We start from the raw sequence: 17,233 nt of genomic DNA, 5'->3' as shown, positions 1-17,233 counted from the left end.
TTTTTGTGTCTTTATTCGCCACCTATTGAAAAATAAATGCCAAGGGTTTAAATGAGCCTAAATTTCCTTTAAAGGCACATAGTTTAAAAATTACAAAAACGAACTGTATCGAAACCGTACAGTATTATTTCACCTTTGGACATAAAAAAATCCTCGGACAGTCTGCCCGAGGATCCAGTTTTTAGCATTATAAGCTTATTTTTTCAAAGCTTCTGCGTAGTTCGCATTTGCCTGATCCCAGTTGATCACATTCCAGAAAGCTGCAATGTAGCTAGGACGTAGGTTTTGATAATTTAGGTAGTAGGCATGCTCCCACACATCAAGTCCGATGATTGGAGTTCCTTTGATTTCAGCCACATCCATTAGTGGATTGTCTTGGTTAGCCGTAGAAACTACCTCAAGTGTACCTGCTGCAGTTAGGATCAACCAAGCCCATCCTGAACCGAATCTTGTCGCAGCTGCTTTGTTGAATACTTCTTTGAAAGAATCAAAATTGCTAAACTTAGCATTGATTGCATTGGCCAAATCGCCAGTTGGAGCTCCGCCACCAGTTGGAGACATGATTTTCCAGAAAAGGCTGTGGTTGTAATGTCCACCACCGTTATTTCTTACTGCTGTGTTAGATCCTGCTACCTGAAGTAATTCCTCTAGAGACTTACTTTCAAGCTCAGTTCCTGCAATCGCGTTGTTAAGATTAGTTACGTATCCATTGTGGTGCTTACCATGGTGTATCTCCATAGTTTTAGCATCAATGTGTGGTTCCAAAGCCGTAGTGGCATAAGGTAAAGCTGGAAGTTCGAAAGCCATTTTGTTTATATTTTTAGGTTAAAAGATTGATTAAAAATCTTACAAATAATCTGCCTTAGCAACCACGACAGATTGAAAAAGGTTCTTATGAACTCAAATTCCTTTTATTTTCTCAGTTTTTTGAAAAATTCTAACAATAGCTGTTCTGATTCTAAGGCTAGGCTGCCAGAGAAAACTTTTGTTTTGGGGTGCAAAATACTCGGATTGCTTTGCAGATACCCACGCTTCGGATCGGATGCGCCATAGTGGATTTCACCCACCTGTGACCAAAACAAGGCTCCTCCACACATGACACAGGGCTCTAGGGTGACATAAAGCCTACACTCATTCAGATACTTTGCCCCCATGTAATTGGCAGCTGAGGTGATGGCGAGCATTTCTGCATGCGCTGTCACATCATTAAGTTTTTCAGTCTGATTGTAGGCTTTTGCGATTACGCGGTTTTTAGATACAATCACAGCCCCTACAGGAATTTCCCCTTCTTCAAAAGCAATTTTTGCTTGCTTCAGGGCTTCATTCATGAAGTATTCGTGGCTGTAAAGTTCTATTTCCAAATCAGTTTAGAAAAAGTCAAGGATCTCATTTCTTACACCATCATTGATGATGAAAGCAAGAATAAGAGAGACCACCAATCCTATAAATGCTTTGGAAACGTCCTTTCTAGCGAGCCTAAATGCTCTGAATAACCAGGCATTTCTCTTCTCCGCTTTGGCATGTTTTCCAAGGGCGATTGCAAGTTCTCGTCCGCCTAGCAAACCAATGAAGACCCAAGTGGTACTCATTGGAACATTACTGTGCAGCTTGAAGTAAAACAAAATGATCGCATACACAAAATCCACTATCGTCGCAGCTCGGACGTCAGTCACGTTGGTTTTCTCATTGACAATCCCCTGGATTTTGTCTCCCTTCATGTAGAAAAGGAATCCCAAGCCAATGAACACAAACCCTGTATAAACAGCGAATTCTACTACATCCAATTGCCTTGGCAGGAACACCGCAATATTTGCCGCATCCTGCATAATCCACACTGCCCAAAGTGTACCTGAGGTAATCCACTGCAAGTAGATCCAATAAGGCGCAGGCTTTCCTTTGAGGTAGTTTTTGACAAATCGTTCTAGCACAAACCATACAGCGATAGCAATAGAAAAAGCTAAAAGATAGCCTACAAAACTCTTAAACATCACACTTACAATAGTGCCCGCTTTATAGGTAAAGACATTCAGCAAAAGGAAAGTGGTGGAAACTGGCATTCTCAGCCTGGTCATAATAAGCAAAACAATCGGCGCTGCAAGTTGCAGAAACACAAAGCTTGTAGGTGCCTGATCCAGTCCCGGCACACTCAATCGCTGATAACTCACATCACCATTGTAAGTAAACCAGCTATAGGTAACTGTACCTACAAATATGAGCCCCATAAATAGCCAAAGCCAGTACCATTTTTTATGATGGTTGGAAGCTATAAACGTACCGATGGTCTGAATACTATCATTCGCGATGGCAGAATAAGCAGCTAATGCAAATCCAAACCACATAGCCGCATAAGTATAAGGGGTGATTATTGCAGCAGTTGAAATTAATACACAAATGACGATCAAGAAGGATTTCTCCTTTTTGGTAAAATCGAACAAAGAGTAAGCTCCTTTTGAAAGCTTATCCTGATTAATGTTTTGGTCTATTTTTTTCTTGGCCATGATTTGGCTTTTGGTCAGTCGCGCAAAATTAAAGAAGATATCCTTCTATCCATGTTATCAAATTGTTAAGTAACTACATTTCCTCTTCTAAAAGATAGTTTTGCCTTGTTTTTCGCAAAAAAATTTCAACTTTTGCCCAATATTTTATCAAAAATTTGGAAACTTGGAAAAATCGCCTTCCCATGCGTTTGCAGCTAGTCCTAGGATAAAATTAAAATTACCGTGTAAATTCTGACCCTGATAAATGGAAGGTATAGAGCAGGAAAAAGACAAAGTTAATAAGACTAAAAGCTATCTGATGATGCTTTTGGCACTTATGCTATTCATCTTTGCCATTGATTTGCTCACGGTGGCGATGAGTCATTTGAACAATGAGGTGGCCGAAAACATACTTCTCGCTACCAGAAATCCTTTTGTCAGTCTTTTTATTGGGCTCCTTATGACGGCCCTTATCCAGAGCAGCTCGACTGTCACGGCCAGTGTAGTAGCTGTAGTTGCTTCAGGAAACTTATCCTTGGAGCAGGCTGTGCCTATGGTCATGGGTGCCAATATAGGAACCACCCTAACCTCCACGCTGGTTTCTCTTTCTTATATCATGAACAGAAAACAGTACAAGCGGGCACTATCGGCAGGTATGCTTCATGATATTTTCAACATTTTCACTGTTGTAATCTTATTGCCACTTGAGATTTATCTGGGATTTTTATCTAAGATTTCCATCCAAATAGCTCATTTGTTTGTGACGGATGAATCATACACCGGACCTATAGTTTATAATAAAGTATTTACCAGGCCAATCACTGAATGGATCACGAGCACTATTGATATCCCATTCTTGACAATGATCCTTTCGATTTTTCTGGTTTTTGCAGCCATTAAAGTTCTGTCCACATCCGTTTATAAAGCCTTCGTGCTCAACAGTTTTCAGGATATCAATAAACTGATTTTCAAGAATCCATTCATGGCCTTTTTATACGGAACGTTCTTCACCGCAGCTGTGCAGTCTAGTACGGTGACTACTTCACTGGTGGTTCCTCTCGTAGCCAATAAGAAAGTGTCAGTAAAAAAGTCCTTCCCATTCATCATTGGAGCGAATATAGGAACAACGATCACTGCCGCCATCGCAGCTATCTACAAAACGGAAGCGGCCATAGCATTAGCCATCGTACATTTTCTCTTTAACCTGATCGGTGCCTTGATTTTTCTTCCATTTCCGGTGGTGAGAAATATTCCTATTCAATTGGCTTTGTATATGGGCAGTAAATCCGTGAAAAGTAAATTCTTAGGTTTTGCTTATATTCTGTTGACATTTTTCATCATTCCTTTTCTCCTGATCTACTTCAGCAACGATTAGGTATTTCTCCAGGCATCTATTAGACCTTTTGCGGAGCTCGTACCAATTCTATCTGCTCCAGCTTTAATTAATTCCAGCGCAAAATCAACCGTTTTGATCCCTCCACTAGCTTTGATGCCCACATTAGAGGATAGATTTTCCCGCATGAGTTTGATATGTTCCACTTTTGCGCCAGCAGAGCCATAGCCTGTAGAAGTTTTCACAAAATCAGCCCCAGCGTCCTGACAAATCAAACAAGCTTCAATGATTTGGCTTTCATCCAAATTGGCTGTCTCGATGATGACCTTGAGGATTCTTTCTTCCTCATGACAAATCTTTGCAATCTGAGCAATTTCAATTTTTGGCCAGTTCATACCAGAATGGTATGCCGTCTGCGACCAAACCAAATCCAGCTCATCCGCACCTTGCCGGATTGCTTCCCGAGTTTCAGATACTTTGGTAGCCGTGTCTGTAAATCCAAAGGGAAAGCCTATTACCGTCACCAACTGCACATCCGCTTCGCCCAAATCTCTTCTTACTTTCTTAAGCCAAAAAGGAGGGACGCATACACCGACAAACCGCTCTTCAATTGCTTCTCTGACCAATAAATCTACCTCTGTGGCAGTCATAGTGGGTTTCAAAAGAGTGGATTCCAAAAAGCGATTCAGGTTATTCATCGTGATTTACAAAGTCTGTGAGGTAAATAAACTCGATGGTCAAGTCTCCATCCCTAGCGATGGTAGCACGTTCAAGTATGCCTGAATTTTCTTCCAAAAGTGCTGGAATCACCCATTCTGACAACTGGATTCCAAATTCCTGACTGGATTCCCGAGGAAGTTCGCAGGGCAAATTATCAATTGCCATCACCGATATACTTGTCTGGCTTCCAAAAGCAGGAATTTTTTCACCCGTTTGCCGATCTACATCATACACTGGATCGTTGATCGTGGAGGAAGTAATCGTAGTGGGAATAGCGCCACCTACGTCACAACTCACATCCGCAATCACCGAAAGCTGAAAATCCTCCTCGGCTATATCCTTCAACTCAAACAATCGTGGTGCATCTGGATTCCAATAGGCTCCCGAAATAAGCATCTCTCCAGCTTCAGCAAACTTCTGGAAATGGCTTTCATACCGCTCAGGAAATGAATAAAACTCTTGCTTGTTAAAGCCTCCATCGGATTTTCTTCGATTGTAATCTGCGGAGGTCAATTGTACATAAACCGGCTCATCAAAATAAAGATGTAAGAAGTCGTGCACAGAAACCTCCCGAATTTTTAATGAATTTAGGATTTCCTTTGCCCCATTTCCCACGCGGCCCGATCCTGTCAGGATAATTTTCACAGGAGGCAGCTGCACCTTTGCTAGCTCATCGTGAAGTTCATAGAGACCTGAGCACTCATTTGCTCGCTTCATGTCAAACAAATCCGTCTTCTTACCATAAGTCCAGAAAGCATTATAAGCCCCGACTATTCCAGCCCATCTCCCGAAAGCCACTACACGGTTTCCCTCCTCATTTTTCAAAACTTCATAGTCAATAAGCCGGATTTTTTTGTCCAAAACAACTTGGAGAAGTTTTCTATTGTTTTCCTGTTTTTTGATCGTATGTGAAAAGAACAGATAGATTTTGCCTTCAATCAAACTATCCACCGGAATTTCCTTCACTCCAAAAATTACATCGCAGTCAGAAATATCATCCACTACCTCAATTCCTGCATCTAGAAATTCCTGATCCGAAAAGCCTCGAAAGGGACTAGATTGAACTTGAATGGTAAGCTTACCCTTATAATCTTCCTGAATACCTTTCAGCTGCTCTGGCGTAAATGGAACTCGTTTGTCTGGAGGGTTTTTTCCTTCGCGGATTATTCCGATTTTCATGTGTTTATAATTTGATTTTTAATGGTCACGACCTGTCCCGTGACGAAGGATACGGGATGGAATCTTCGCAAGCATTATAATCATACCTCTGTCTGTCACTTTGGGTCATGCTCGATTTCATATGATTATAGTTGCTCCAAAATTTAATATTCCTCAATGAAATATGTACTCCTAGCGCTGAGCTGGATCATTTTCTACACGCTTCACACGCTGCTGGCATCATCCAAGTTAAAAAGAATTCTGGAGGTAAAATGGGGAGGTGGGTTTAAATGGTATCGTTTAATCTATACCACACTTTCTACGCTACTATTTCTAGGAATTATCATTCTGGCACTGTTAGTTCCAAAAACTAGCCTATTTCTTAAAAGCGGTCTCACCGATTATTTGGGGTATATGCTTGCCGGGTTTGGGACCATCATAGCTACCAAGTCCAGTAGGAACTATTCCTTGAAGCGGTTTCTTGGATTTTCATCAGCAGTAAATGAAGAAGAACAGTTAGTTACGACCGGGCTTTATGCCAAAGTCCGACATCCGCTTTACTCCGGCTTGGTGTTGATTTTCATGGGTTATTTCCTATTTGCAGGGACGATCAGCGCTCTTATTCACCTCGTTTGTTTGCTCGTATATCTCCCATTTGGGATATACTTTGAGGAAAAAAACCTTGTGGAAAAATTCGGGGAAGACTATAAAAACTATCGCGAAGAAGTTCCAGCACTTATTCCAAAATTTTGGTGAGCAGCTGGTTTTCTTTTCAAATAAACCTGAAAAAACTAAACTACCAAGGTCTGTAAGATTACCCGTGCTTTTTCCCTACATGCTTGATCTGCCCACCTTTCACTTCCTTGATCGTCTGGAGATAGAAAAAAGCCGTAGGGTCAATTTCCTGCACAGCCAATTTGATGCGGTGAACCTCTAGCCGGGTCACTACCGTCATGATGATGTCACAGGGATGCTTGATATGAAAAGTCTCGGGCAAATAACCTCGCTCTCCCTTATACACTGAAATAGCCTTCCCAAATTGATTCACAATCAGATTTTTTACGTCCTTGTCATTTTTGGATATTATGGTCAAGGCAGTATATTCTTCCAATCCTTCTACAATATAATCGGTCATCTTGATCGCCGTGAAATAGGTGATAATGGAATACATCGCCGGCTCAATACCAAAAAACAATGCGGCAAAAAGGAAAATAATAGAATTGAAAAATATCGTAATCTCACTGGCAGACAAGGCAGAATTCTTATGAACAAACTCTGTAATCACCTCAAAACCATCGATCAAACCTCCTCCTCTTAAAATCAAACCTATACCCACACCCATCAGAATACCGCCAAAGACGGCGCTAAGCACCAAATCACTAGTGACAGGAGTAAATGAAATAAACTCCAGGACTAGCACCAAGAGTGAAATCGAAAAAGTGGACTGTACAGCAAAGGTCTTCCCGATTTTCTTCCAACCTAGCCAAAGAAAGGGTATGTTGAATGTAACTAGCAAAACATTGATGTTTATCCCATAATGCAGGTTGACTATAATAGCCATCCCTGTAACTCCTCCATCTAAAAATTGATTAGGAAGCAGGAACATTTCTAGTGCCGCAGCAGCGCAAAGTACGCCAGCAAGTATATAGAGAATAGAAAAAGGATCCAAGATGGACTTCCAATCCACGTGATTTTGTGTGAGACGCATACAAGTTAATTTGATAAAAAAGACAGTGTTCGGCAAAACATACGCTCAATATAACGCTATAATCATTTACTCCGAACCCTGCTAGTCCAATCTAGGTAAACTCAATTTATACTTGACAGAAAGCATCCGGATCGCGATGATCACCGAGATGGAAATCAATAAGTTGATATCTCTAGGCACTTCAAAATAATTCAGAATCAAATAAACAATAGCTCCCGCCAGACAGGCAGAAGCATATACTTCCTTTCGAAAAAGAATCGGAATTTCATTGGTCAAGGTATCCCTAATCACTCCGCCCATCACGGCAGAAAACATCCCCATAATAGCGGCGATCTCCGGTCTCATGCCGAGACTCAACGCTTTTTCTACACCGAGCACCGTGAAAAAAGCTATTCCAAGTGTATCAAAAAGGAAGAAGGTCTTTCGAAGCTTGCTCAAGAATCTTGGAAAAATAAACGCTGCTAAAATACCGACTAGAATAGCATAAAGAAACCTTACATCTCCTATCCACACCAACGGATAGCTATCCAGTAAAATATCCCGAAGCGTACCTCCACCGATCGCAGTAATAAATCCGGTAAATCCAGCACCAAACATGTCATGCTCCCGCTCTCTGATCGCCAAAGCGCCGGAAATCGCAAAAACAAAGGTGCCGATCAATTCTAGTCCGTATTGTAAATCCATGGTGTCAGTTATCAGTGTGTCCGTTTCCTCATCACAAAAACCCCCATTTCTCGCTGGCCTAGCACCAAAACCGTCTTGGGGCTTTCCAGAAAATCTAATCCTAAATCCTTCAAGTGATCCAGCTGAATTTGAGTAAATAAAAATCGCTCTGATCCATCGGGAAGTAAGTATTTTCCTCCTCCAAGTTCTTGGCTTTTTTCCATCATCCCACCAAAAGCAGTCGTCATTCTAAACCACAAAATCCCTCCTGGCTTCAACACCCTGAGCATTTCATCCATCATTTGCCAGAAATTAGCTTCATTCTGTGCAAAATGTAGCACTGCAGAGCAAATAACTGCATCGAAAGCAGCCTGATGAAAGGGTATTTCTTCCAATCCGGCAACCTGAAATCTATGCGTATCATATTCTTTGTCAAGGCTTTTTGCTATGAATCTACAGTACTGAACTGCGGTATCGTTTTGATCAATTCCAAAAAGCTGATAGCCCTGTTTGATGAAATAGACAGCATTTCTTCCTTCCCCACAGCCTGCGTCCAGGATTTTCATATCTGTGGAAAACCTACCTTTCAGAATCTGATCCAGCAGGTAAATATCAATATTGCCTAGAAGTCTATTTAGCTCAGAGATGTTCATTTTCCCATTTGTCTAAGGCCTGAACTGCTTTTTTCCTACCGACTTCTATCAATTCCTCCGCCCGATGAAACTCCAACGTCCCCGCTTGATTTCTGGCTATTTGAATCGAAACATCTACTTCATGTTTTTCAATCAGCAAGGCAGAAAATCTATCCTGTAGCAAGTCAAATGATCGGGTCATCAAGCTAATGGAACTGAGAGAGGCAGGTTTTTCTTCTTTTACCTGCTCTGGAAAATACTGACGCATTTTTAAGCGGTAATCAGACACCCAAGCAGGCAAGGAAATGAAGCTCTTTCCAGTAGCATCTTTTTTTGGGTGGATGACCAATTCGGAGTCTCCGGCATTCAGGCCTACCACCACTATCCTATTGTGATCTGCCTGCTGCAAAAGTGAAAGTGGAACAGGATTCAACACCCCTCCGTCTATCAATTCATGACGATTGATCCTAGCCGGTTGAAAAACGGTAGGAATACTTCCAGAAGCACGAATGGCCGCATACAAGCTACCGGCTCGAAAAATCACCTCTTTGCCAGAGACATAATCTACCGCATTGCAAGAAAAGGGAATATTGAGATCTTCTATTTGGCAGTCTTTGATTACTTTCTTCAACGCATTATAGACTTTTTCACCTTTGATAAAGCCTCGACTGGAAAAGGTAAAATCCATCAAGGAAAACACATCAAGCCTATCCAAATGGCAAATCCAATCTTTAAACTCTGGCATTTTACCGGCAGCATACATCCCGCCGACAAGCGCTCCGGCGGAGCAGCCGGCGATTTCAGCTATTTCGTAGCCACGCTTTTCCAGCTCCTCTATCACACCCACGTGCGCTAATCCCCGCGCTCCACCGCTGCTCAAAACCAATGATACCGATTTACTTTTCTTCATATTAATTAGAGATTAAACAACTAAATTGAAGCCGGAAAACCCTCAACGAAAGTACGCATTATGAGCCAATTTAAACCCTTTCATCTTGCTTTCCCGATCCGGGATATTGCAGAAACCCGAGCATTCTACGGAGATCTTCTTGGCTGTGAGATCGGTAGGAGCACGGATAAGTGGATAGATTTCAACTTCTTTGGTCACCAGCTATCCGCTCATATCAAGCCCGAGGAACTGGCTCAGGCGCATACCAATACGGTGGATGGAAAGTACGTTCCAGTAAGGCATTTCGGGGCAATATTGCCTTGGGACGAATGGCATGAATTGGCGGATAAACTAAAAGCAGAAGGTATCGAGTTTGTGATTGAACCTTATATCCGTTTCAAAGGTGAAGTAGGAGAGCAGGCGACTATGTTCTTTCTGGATCCCTGCGGAAATGCCTTGGAATTCAAATCATTTCAGGACGAAAGTCAGATTTTCGCTAAATAAGATTGCTTTGAAAAATCACTACCTAGATTCTGGGATCGATCGGATGATCGAAATAGAAGGAAAAGAATACTTTTACTTTTCTGGCACTTCGTACCTGGGAATAGCCCAAGACCCTGATTTCCTAGATATTTTAGCAGATAATCTATTCCTGTATGGTGCCAATCACGGCCAAAGCAGAGTGAATAATATCCGCTTATCTATATTTGATGAGTTTGAAGAGTCTTTTGCGATGGAAGCAGGCGCAGGAGCTGCTGCAGTCCTCAGTTCTGGATATTTGGCTGGAATTGCTGCATGGAAATCAGCATCCAAAGATGCCGATGATATCTGGATTGCTCCGGATGCACATTCAGCTGTAGTTCCGGATGATTATTTTCATTCTAATCAATTAAATTTTACACAATGGAAAAATCATTGCTTAGAGCAATCTGAAGCGCTTTCATCGAGAAGAATTCTGATTATAGGCAATGCGGTAGATCCTTTTGCCTGCGAAATCCATAACTACGATTGGGTAAAAGAGCTGGCAAAAAAGCATGAAGTGAGCCTTTTGATAGATGATAGTCATGCATTTGGCACATTCGGAAATAGTATCTACGGTACTTACGAGCAACTTAGAAATCCTGCCATCAACTTATTGGTTTCTGGATCTCTGGGCAAAGGGCTAGGAATGCCTGCCGGGATAATTTTAGGAAGTGAATCACAAATCGATAAAATCAAAGCAACTCCACTTTTTGGTGGAGCATCGCCAGGGTCACCAGCGCACCTGAAGACCTTCTTGGATATGGACTATTTGTACATGGAAAAGAAAAAATGGCTGTCAGATGCCTGTGGAATTTTTGCGCAGGAGACAGCAAAGATTTCGCAAATTCACGGAAGCAAGCATTTCCCGGCTTTCTTGTATAAGGATGAAAGTTGGGCCAAGGAGTTTGAGAAGGCAGGAATTATTACTTCTTCTTTTCCATATCCTACAGCCGAAAGTCCCAGTGTAAATAGAATCGTGATTTCTGCTTTTCACGAATTGGGAGATCTGATGTACCTAAATGAAATAATCCACGACCTAGCCCGATAAAAGCCAAACCAATCTTTAAAACATGAAGAAAGCCCCCTTTATATACCGTTCGTTGTTCAATTTTTGGTTAGTCTATATCTTGCCAACAAGTATTCTCACGATTATCCTCACCCAACTTTTCAATGGATCCATCAGCTGGGAGTTCTTCAAGCTGCCTTCTACCTATGTCAAAATGTTGATCTTCCAGGTGATTTTTGGGATTTGGATGTATTTTAGAGACTATAAGCCAAAAGCCCAGCGATTTAAGGATGGAGTCTGATCAGTTAACTAAGGTTGAAATGAAAAAAAACGGAAAAATAGGTCCTTCATCTGCCATTAAAACTACCCCATTTATCTACCGATCATTTTTCAATTTTTGGCTTGCAGTAGTATTGCCTTCAACAGTCATTGCCCTTCTTATTTCCAAACTTTACTATAACAACACAATCAATTTTGAACCACTGAGAGAGCCTTCTACTTGGCTATATTTTTTCATTCTTCAGGTGTTTGTGAGCTTTTTTACCTACCTATGGGTGTATAGATTGAAAGCTAAAAAACATCGATCTTAGGTACTTGACTTAAAAGAGCAAATCAATTAAAACTTAGTAGATGGGCTGTATATCAAATCGGAAATGGGGAAAAAGATACTTCTAACGCTAGCAAGTGCCTTTTTGATGTTTCGTTTTTATGAGCTGATGCTCACCTGGTCAACGTTGCCTTCCCAATCGCTGAGCATACAGTTCATTCTAGCATTTTTAGCCAATCTTTTTATCCTAGGTGCCTTTGCTTTGGCTGGTTTTGCCTGGCCTACTTACCGGCTTTTACCAGAAAAGTATTACCGAATCAGTCAGCCAAAGGAATTGCTTTCTTTCTCAAAAAATATTGGGGTACCGATATTCCAACGATTCCTACTGTTCACTTTTTGGAGAAAAAAAGCCATGCAAACTTCCTATTTCAATGGTACCAAAAGTGGAATCAAAGCATTTATCACAGAATCGAAGCGCTCAGAATTTGGGCATTTAATCCCCTTCATCATCGTAAGCGTCCTGTTCATTTGGAGTCTGATGTTAAAAGAATATTGGACTGCCATTTTTCTTCAAACACTAAACGTCATCGGTAATTTTTACCCTATCCTACTTCAGAGAAGTCATCGAGCTAGAACCCAGCGATTTGAAAAATTCATAGAAACCTCATAAAATGTAGCCACATTTTCATTTTATAGTTAACTTATTTGACATGAAATTTCCTCGATTAGCACTTTCGGCTCTTGCCCTATTTACTGCCTCCTGCCTAAGCCCAAAATCGGAGGAAGCTTTGCTTTTTGATAGTCTGGAGAAACTGCCTTCCCTCTCAGTCAATGATGCTTCTAGCTTTTCTCTGGGAAATGAGAATATTTTACTCAGCGGAAAGCAGCAGGAACTTACGCTGGAAACAATACATCTTTTCACTGGCTTTATTGCAGCTATCAAAACGGAAACTGAAACTATCTGCCTAGACAATCCAGATTCTTTTACTAAATACCCTTTCGCTGGCAAGCAGCATTTTCAACTCGAAAATCAAGGTCTAGAAGTAAGCCAGCTTCAATTTATAAGCAAAGATAAAGAAGGAATTACGCTGCTATATTCCCTAAAAAATGTGGATAACTCGGCAAAAAGTATCCTGTTCCAGTTTCAGCCAAGTACGGATTTAAAGTCAAGTATCTTGATGGACAGCACTTTTGGCACTAATTCCCAAGATCAAATTAGCTTTGATCAGTTAACGGGTATTTTCACTGCTAAAGATGAGGCTAATGACTGGTATGCTGTCTGGGGAACAAGCACTGAGTTTATTCTAAGTCCTAGTAATACTGCTTGTGCATCTGAAGTTCCAGAACTTGGTGCGAGCTCAGGATTCGAGATTTCACTGGAATTATCCTCAAATGAAGAAAAAGTAATACCGGTTTTCATCGCTGGTTCGGATCAGGGAGAATTCACGGCAATTGAGACTTTAGCAGATCTTCGCTCCTCCATTTATTCGGATTGGGATAAAAGCTTTGCGCTGATCGATTCTCTTCGGTCCACTTCGAAAATCACCATTCCTGAACAAGAAATCCTAGTAGCCTACGAATGGAGTAAGTATAAATTTGGATTGTTCGAGGTGGGAAAAGACAGCGTCCATGGAAAAGAAATTGGAGCTGGTTGGGAATATCACATGGTAAGTGAGTTCAAAAATTATGATGTAGGTAAGCTTGACCAGGAAATATTCCAAAGCCAAAATGACCTGATCAAAATAGACAATCAGAGCGTTCAATCACTTCTTTTGGAACTCTTGGGAATTGAGGCTGATATTGAAAATCGTGTAACTTTTATTCGGCCTAATTTACCCAAAGAATGGAATGAGGCTTCCATCGAGAATCTTTGGGTGGATGACAATATGTTAACTATTGAAATCACCACTGACGAGAATCAGATGACTGTAGAAATTACCCAAACTCAAAAGAAAGCCGGTCTGTCCATTGAGCTTCCAGAAAAGTACACCCAAGTTAAAGTGCTCGGCAAGGAAGTCAATACAGATACAAAAGATGGTTTCCGAAGGATTTTGATGACTGGCGATCATGTGAAGATTGAGGCAAGTTTATGAAAAATTTATGCTGGGCAATTCTGTCTTTTTTGTGGAGCAACTATGCCTATTCAGGTAATACAGAGTGTATTTGTAGCAGTTCAGAAGATTTGACAATCAAGCAAGTGGTAGATGCTGATCTCCTTTTCAGAGGGGTAGTTATTGATCAGCAAACCATAAAATTTCCAGAGTTGGGCTATCAATATGTATCGACCTTCAAAATAGTGGAGGTGTTGAAAGGAGTGTATGAAAATGACACTGTGGATATAATAATTGGGTATGGAAACACCTGTGATCCTGTTTTCATGAGAAACACTGAGTACCTGGTTCTGAATAAATACAATCCTTCGATAGATATGTTCATCACCTCGGTGTGTATAGGGTCAAGTGTGTGGGACGAGTCATCTAAATGGAATAAGGCATCATCTCGTGAAAAACGTATGATCCACGAGTTTCAGAATGGAAAATTCGAGCGTTCATGGTGGAATCAATTTCATCAACTTATCGCCAAAGGGCGAATCATAGGTGGGAAGCCAGAAGGAAAGTGGGAATTTTTTAATCGCAATCAAAAAACAGAATCTGGGTGGTTTGAAAATGGTAAAAAGCAAGGGGATTGGATCACCTATGCAAACAAGTTTGAGGTTTGCGATGGGTTGGGACTACCTATGGATTGTAATTTGGAAGATTTCAAGCCACCGCACCCTGAAGGCTGGATCTCCAAAAGAACACCTTTCAAAGACGGGGTTATTCATGGAACCGTGCTTATTTATCACGAATCTGGTTGTATTCTAAGCGAGTCTATTTTTGAAAATGGTGTGAGAACCAGATTTTTGCCCTCTTTTTAAGAAGTCGATCTCAATAGGTATGTAAAGGAGTACGTGTGGCTTTTTAGATTGCACTGGCAAAAAGGCTAATGAAATCCTCACTTTAATACTGGTTATTAGAAAATAAAAACTATATTTTCTTTAGTAATATTCTCTGCGCATCATTGAAGTCACTCAAATGAAAGCAGGTATTGCCATTGAGCTTCCAGAGAAATACACGAAAGTAAAAGTGCTAGGCAAGGGACACCAAAGATGGTTTTCGACGTAATTTGATGACTGGCGATCATGTAAAGGTAGAGGCGACAAAAAGAGTAATCTTATTTTTAATATATTTCGTGAGAAACATAAAATTAAGTCATGTATAAAATTTACTTTCTGACGGCTCTGGTTACTTTATGGGCCCAAGACCTTCCGGCTCAAGAAACAGTGCTTAAATTCAAAATTGGTGGGAAGTTAAAAGGGCAAGATTTTGTAGCTATAAATTTTAATGAAAAAGGATATCAAAATTCTGAAGGGATAGAAGGAGAATTGAAAGCTGAGTATCGAAAACCGCTACTGCTCGAGTTTTTTCATTTTAAAGGTAGCGGCAAACTTCTCGACAATAAGTCTTTTTGGGTAGGTGAGGGCGAGTATACAATTTCAGGATCGATCGAAGATTTGTCCACATTTGAGATAGATCGTGAGCACGAGTACACGACAATATCTAAGCAGATTCAGGCCGCAGAAGGTACGGATAGAAAAAAATTGATCCTTGAAAACCTCGACAAAGAAGTTGGCGTCAACTCGTTAATTTATAACGCCAAACTTTTTGATCAAGAAGAAATAATCGCTGCTGCCGAAAATATGCCAGAGGAATTAAAGGAATTGAATTCATTTAAGCGTCTTTTGGCAGCAGCAGAATTGCCAGAAACTGGGAAACTTAGTACAGGCACTATGAGCCTTGATTTCAGACTTGAGAGTCGAGAGGAAGAGGAAGTATCGCTTTCTGATTACGATGGAAAATATAGACTCTTGGAGTTTTCTTTTTCTGGATGTAAACCCTGCATAGAAGCACTTCCCGAAATAAAAGAGATTCACGAGCGATTCGGTGAAGATTTGCAAGTCATCAGTATTTGGAATGACCGATCAAAAAATACCTGGCTAAACTCCTCCAAGAAATATAAAGAGATAATCGTTTGGACGGACCTTTGGGATGAAACAGGCTATGTAACAAAACTGTATCAGATAGACGTGTGGCCAACATACATGCTAGTTGCACCTGATGGTACCATTGAGGAGATTTGGAAGGGCTACGGAAAAGGCAGAATGCTCCGAAAGATGGAAAATACCTTTGGCAAAAGTTAACCTTATCTTCCCTCTCCAAAAGCCGTGAGAATCAGACTTCTATTCCCACCGTTTCTTCGGAATTCGCACAGATAAATTCCCTGCCAAATTCCCATGTTGAGTTTTCCACCAGAAATGGGGATTTGTAAACTTGTGTCGAAAAAACTGGCTTTAATGTGCGCAGGCATATCATCCGGGCCTTCGTAAGTGTGGATAAATCGTGGATAAGACTCTGGAATTAATTCATTTACGAACGTTTGGAAGTCCTTTCTTACTGTAGGATCAGCATTTTCATTGATAGTCAATGCGGCCGAAGTATGTTGGATAAAAACCTGCAAAAAACCCGTTTTAATCTGGGCGATTTCAGGAATCGCATCTTCTATTTTATCAGTGATCAAATGATAGCCTGATGGATAGGCTGGTAAACGAAGTTTGTGCTGGAAAAACTGAGTCATTTCGTAAAGATATAATTCAGATAAACAGATTTACCTCTACTTTCTTTGAAAAATAAAATTTGGTCCATCACAGGCACCCCAACTACCCGAGATAGTTTTGGAATCCACAACTACAAAAGGCTCATAATTCTGACCACAATAGTGAATTAAGTTTCGTCCAGATTCTTCATTGAGCGTTATGGATGCTTCATCATAAATCAGAGATATATAAGTCCGATCATCAGTACTTTCGTCAATTTCATAAGTCCCAGTCAATCGGTAAATTCCTAGGTTTTTGATAAATGACCCATTTTTCTCCAATCTATAATTGTAAATAGAATCAGTAATTGGGATTAAAGGCGGGTCTGCAACCCAAGAACTTTTATACCCTATTAAAGACCATTCTTGAGGCATTTCTAAAATATTAGGATTCTCTGAATCCTCACATGAGAAAAGAACACATGAAATCAAGAGGGCTAGCAAATACCTTTTCATAGGAAATAGAACGGTTTAGATTAAAATTAGAATTTAAGGGACTTTTATAACTGCTGTAGATTAAGGCCTTTTTTTACTTCTTTTCGCTAGAGGATTATATTCCAATGCTTTTTCCACCCAAAATTCCCAGTCTTCATCCATATCAAAGCCATCTGGATCCACATACACAAATCCTTTCATCGGCTTACCTGTAAACTCCATCGCTCGGCAACCTTGGCGCAGCATACATTGTTCTTCGGCAGATTCCCCAACCCTCACCATCAGCCTATCTTCTTTGGAATGCTTATCCTGATTCAAACCAATGCACATTTTGTCATCCACCATGAAGAGCATTCCTCCCATCATTTTTTTGGAAGTAAATGCAACACCTCGTCTCTTAAAACTAGTTGCCAATCGCTCAGCTAAATACTCATCGTAGGCCATAGAGGAG

Annotated in this window: 22 protein-coding genes; 10 read left to right on the top strand and 12 right to left on the bottom strand. The window is 40.8% G+C overall.

The window, feature by feature from the left end; all coding sequences use genetic code 11:
• Positions 1 to 195 precede the first annotated feature (195 nt).
• From BM386_RS16705 to BM386_RS16695, 3 genes are all read right to left on the bottom strand, one after another.
• On the bottom strand, positions 196 to 807 hold the full coding sequence (locus BM386_RS16705) for a superoxide dismutase (protein ID WP_091696376.1): 612 nt from the start codon (positions 805 to 807) through the stop codon (positions 196 to 198).
• Positions 808 to 911: 104 nt separating this feature from the next.
• Positions 912 to 1,355, bottom strand: a complete 444-nt coding sequence (locus tag BM386_RS16700) for a nucleoside deaminase (RefSeq protein WP_091696748.1) — start codon at positions 1,353 to 1,355, stop codon at positions 912 to 914.
• A 12-nt stretch (positions 1,356 to 1,367) separates the two neighbouring features.
• Positions 1,368 to 2,498, bottom strand: coding sequence for a hypothetical protein (locus BM386_RS16695; protein WP_091696375.1), 1,131 nt, complete (start codon positions 2,496 to 2,498; stop codon positions 1,368 to 1,370).
• Positions 2,499 to 2,742: 244 nt separating this feature from the next.
• Between BM386_RS16695 and BM386_RS16690 the strand changes: the two genes are divergently transcribed.
• On the top strand, positions 2,743 to 3,852 hold the full coding sequence (locus BM386_RS16690; RefSeq protein WP_091696373.1) for a Na/Pi symporter: 1,110 nt from the start codon (positions 2,743 to 2,745) through the stop codon (positions 3,850 to 3,852).
• Here the strand turns inward: BM386_RS16690 and deoC are convergent.
• The gene (deoC, locus tag BM386_RS16685; RefSeq protein WP_091696372.1) at positions 3,849 to 4,508 is read right to left on the bottom strand and encodes a deoxyribose-phosphate aldolase; all 660 of its coding nucleotides are present in this window, start codon (positions 4,506 to 4,508) and stop codon (positions 3,849 to 3,851) included. The two genes, BM386_RS16690 and deoC, sit on opposite strands and share 4 nt — an antisense overlap.
• Positions 4,501 to 5,709 (bottom strand): NAD(P)-dependent oxidoreductase, encoded by a 1,209-nt coding sequence (locus tag BM386_RS16680; RefSeq protein ID WP_091696370.1) that lies wholly within the window; start codon positions 5,707 to 5,709, stop codon positions 4,501 to 4,503. The genes deoC and BM386_RS16680 overlap by 8 nt, the downstream gene beginning before the upstream one ends.
• A gap of 156 nt (positions 5,710 to 5,865) precedes the next feature.
• Here BM386_RS16680 and BM386_RS16675 point away from each other — a divergent pair, with 156 nt between their 5' ends.
• Positions 5,866 to 6,444, top strand: a complete 579-nt coding sequence (locus BM386_RS16675; RefSeq protein ID WP_091696368.1) for a methyltransferase family protein — start codon at positions 5,866 to 5,868, stop codon at positions 6,442 to 6,444.
• 58 nt (positions 6,445 to 6,502) lie between these two features.
• On the opposite strand, the gene BM386_RS16670 is transcribed toward BM386_RS16675, so the two are convergent.
• The 4 genes from BM386_RS16670 to BM386_RS16655 all read right to left on the bottom strand — a co-directional run bounded on the left by BM386_RS16670 (position 6,503) and on the right by BM386_RS16655 (position 9,601).
• Positions 6,503 to 7,396, bottom strand: a complete 894-nt coding sequence (locus BM386_RS16670) for a YitT family protein (RefSeq protein WP_091696366.1) — start codon at positions 7,394 to 7,396, stop codon at positions 6,503 to 6,505.
• An 81-nt stretch (positions 7,397 to 7,477) separates the two neighbouring features.
• The gene (locus BM386_RS16665) at positions 7,478 to 8,080 is read right to left on the bottom strand and encodes a trimeric intracellular cation channel family protein (protein ID WP_091696364.1); all 603 of its coding nucleotides are present in this window, start codon (positions 8,078 to 8,080) and stop codon (positions 7,478 to 7,480) included.
• A gap of 11 nt (positions 8,081 to 8,091) precedes the next feature.
• Positions 8,092 to 8,712, bottom strand: a complete 621-nt coding sequence (locus tag BM386_RS16660; RefSeq protein WP_091696362.1) for a class I SAM-dependent methyltransferase — start codon at positions 8,710 to 8,712, stop codon at positions 8,092 to 8,094.
• Positions 8,699 to 9,601, bottom strand: a complete 903-nt coding sequence (locus tag BM386_RS16655) for a patatin-like phospholipase family protein (protein WP_091696361.1) — start codon at positions 9,599 to 9,601, stop codon at positions 8,699 to 8,701. Before BM386_RS16655 ends, BM386_RS16660 begins: the two co-directional genes overlap by 14 nt.
• A gap of 60 nt (positions 9,602 to 9,661) precedes the next feature.
• Between BM386_RS16655 and BM386_RS16650 the strand changes: the two genes are divergently transcribed.
• The 8 genes from BM386_RS16650 to BM386_RS16615 all read left to right on the top strand — a co-directional run bounded on the left by BM386_RS16650 (position 9,662) and on the right by BM386_RS16615 (position 15,895).
• Complete coding sequence (locus BM386_RS16650; protein WP_091696359.1) at positions 9,662 to 10,084, top strand: VOC family protein; 423 nt, start codon at positions 9,662 to 9,664, stop codon at positions 10,082 to 10,084.
• 7 nt (positions 10,085 to 10,091) lie between these two features.
• Positions 10,092 to 11,150, top strand: a complete 1,059-nt coding sequence (locus BM386_RS16645; protein ID WP_170857113.1) for an aminotransferase class I/II-fold pyridoxal phosphate-dependent enzyme — start codon at positions 10,092 to 10,094, stop codon at positions 11,148 to 11,150.
• A 22-nt stretch (positions 11,151 to 11,172) separates the two neighbouring features.
• Positions 11,173 to 11,409 carry a hypothetical protein gene (locus BM386_RS16640; protein ID WP_091696356.1) on the top strand — a complete coding sequence of 79 codons (237 nt, stop codon included), beginning with the start codon at positions 11,173 to 11,175 and terminating at the stop codon, positions 11,407 to 11,409.
• A gap of 19 nt (positions 11,410 to 11,428) precedes the next feature.
• Complete coding sequence (locus tag BM386_RS16635; protein ID WP_139235934.1) at positions 11,429 to 11,698, top strand: hypothetical protein; 270 nt, start codon at positions 11,429 to 11,431, stop codon at positions 11,696 to 11,698.
• 63 nt (positions 11,699 to 11,761) lie between these two features.
• The gene (locus BM386_RS16630; protein ID WP_091696353.1) at positions 11,762 to 12,325 is read left to right on the top strand and encodes a glycosyl-4,4'-diaponeurosporenoate acyltransferase CrtO family protein; all 564 of its coding nucleotides are present in this window, start codon (positions 11,762 to 11,764) and stop codon (positions 12,323 to 12,325) included.
• A gap of 40 nt (positions 12,326 to 12,365) precedes the next feature.
• On the top strand, positions 12,366 to 13,748 hold the full coding sequence (locus tag BM386_RS16625) for a hypothetical protein (protein ID WP_091696351.1): 1,383 nt from the start codon (positions 12,366 to 12,368) through the stop codon (positions 13,746 to 13,748).
• The gene (locus tag BM386_RS16620) at positions 13,745 to 14,572 is read left to right on the top strand and encodes a toxin-antitoxin system YwqK family antitoxin (protein WP_091696349.1); all 828 of its coding nucleotides are present in this window, start codon (positions 13,745 to 13,747) and stop codon (positions 14,570 to 14,572) included. The genes BM386_RS16625 and BM386_RS16620 overlap by 4 nt, the downstream gene beginning before the upstream one ends.
• Positions 14,573 to 14,908: 336 nt before the next feature.
• Entirely contained in the window at positions 14,909 to 15,895 is a 987-nt protein-coding gene (locus BM386_RS16615; protein ID WP_091696347.1) for a TlpA family protein disulfide reductase, read from the top strand.
• A 2-nt stretch (positions 15,896 to 15,897) separates the two neighbouring features.
• Here the strand turns inward: BM386_RS16615 and BM386_RS16610 are convergent, their stop codons facing one another.
• Genes BM386_RS16610 through BM386_RS16600 form a run of 3 tightly spaced genes read right to left on the bottom strand, consistent with a single transcriptional unit; the run spans position 15,898 to position 17,226 of the window.
• Entirely contained in the window at positions 15,898 to 16,329 is a 432-nt protein-coding gene (locus tag BM386_RS16610) for a secondary thiamine-phosphate synthase enzyme YjbQ (RefSeq protein WP_091696345.1), read from the bottom strand.
• A 36-nt stretch (positions 16,330 to 16,365) separates the two neighbouring features.
• The gene (locus BM386_RS16605) at positions 16,366 to 16,803 is read right to left on the bottom strand and encodes a hypothetical protein (RefSeq protein ID WP_091696343.1); all 438 of its coding nucleotides are present in this window, start codon (positions 16,801 to 16,803) and stop codon (positions 16,366 to 16,368) included.
• A 60-nt stretch (positions 16,804 to 16,863) separates the two neighbouring features.
• Positions 16,864 to 17,226 carry a TfoX/Sxy family protein gene (locus BM386_RS16600; RefSeq protein ID WP_091696341.1) on the bottom strand — a complete coding sequence of 121 codons (363 nt, stop codon included), beginning with the start codon at positions 17,224 to 17,226 and terminating at the stop codon, positions 16,864 to 16,866.
• Positions 17,227 to 17,233: the final 7 nt, after the last annotated feature.

This window comes from Algoriphagus locisalis, assembly GCF_900116615.1.
Lineage (GTDB): Bacteria > Bacteroidota > Bacteroidia > Cytophagales > Cyclobacteriaceae > Algoriphagus > Algoriphagus locisalis.
Note: the sequence above shows the minus strand (reverse complement) of the source record. Positions and strands in the feature narration are given on the sequence as shown.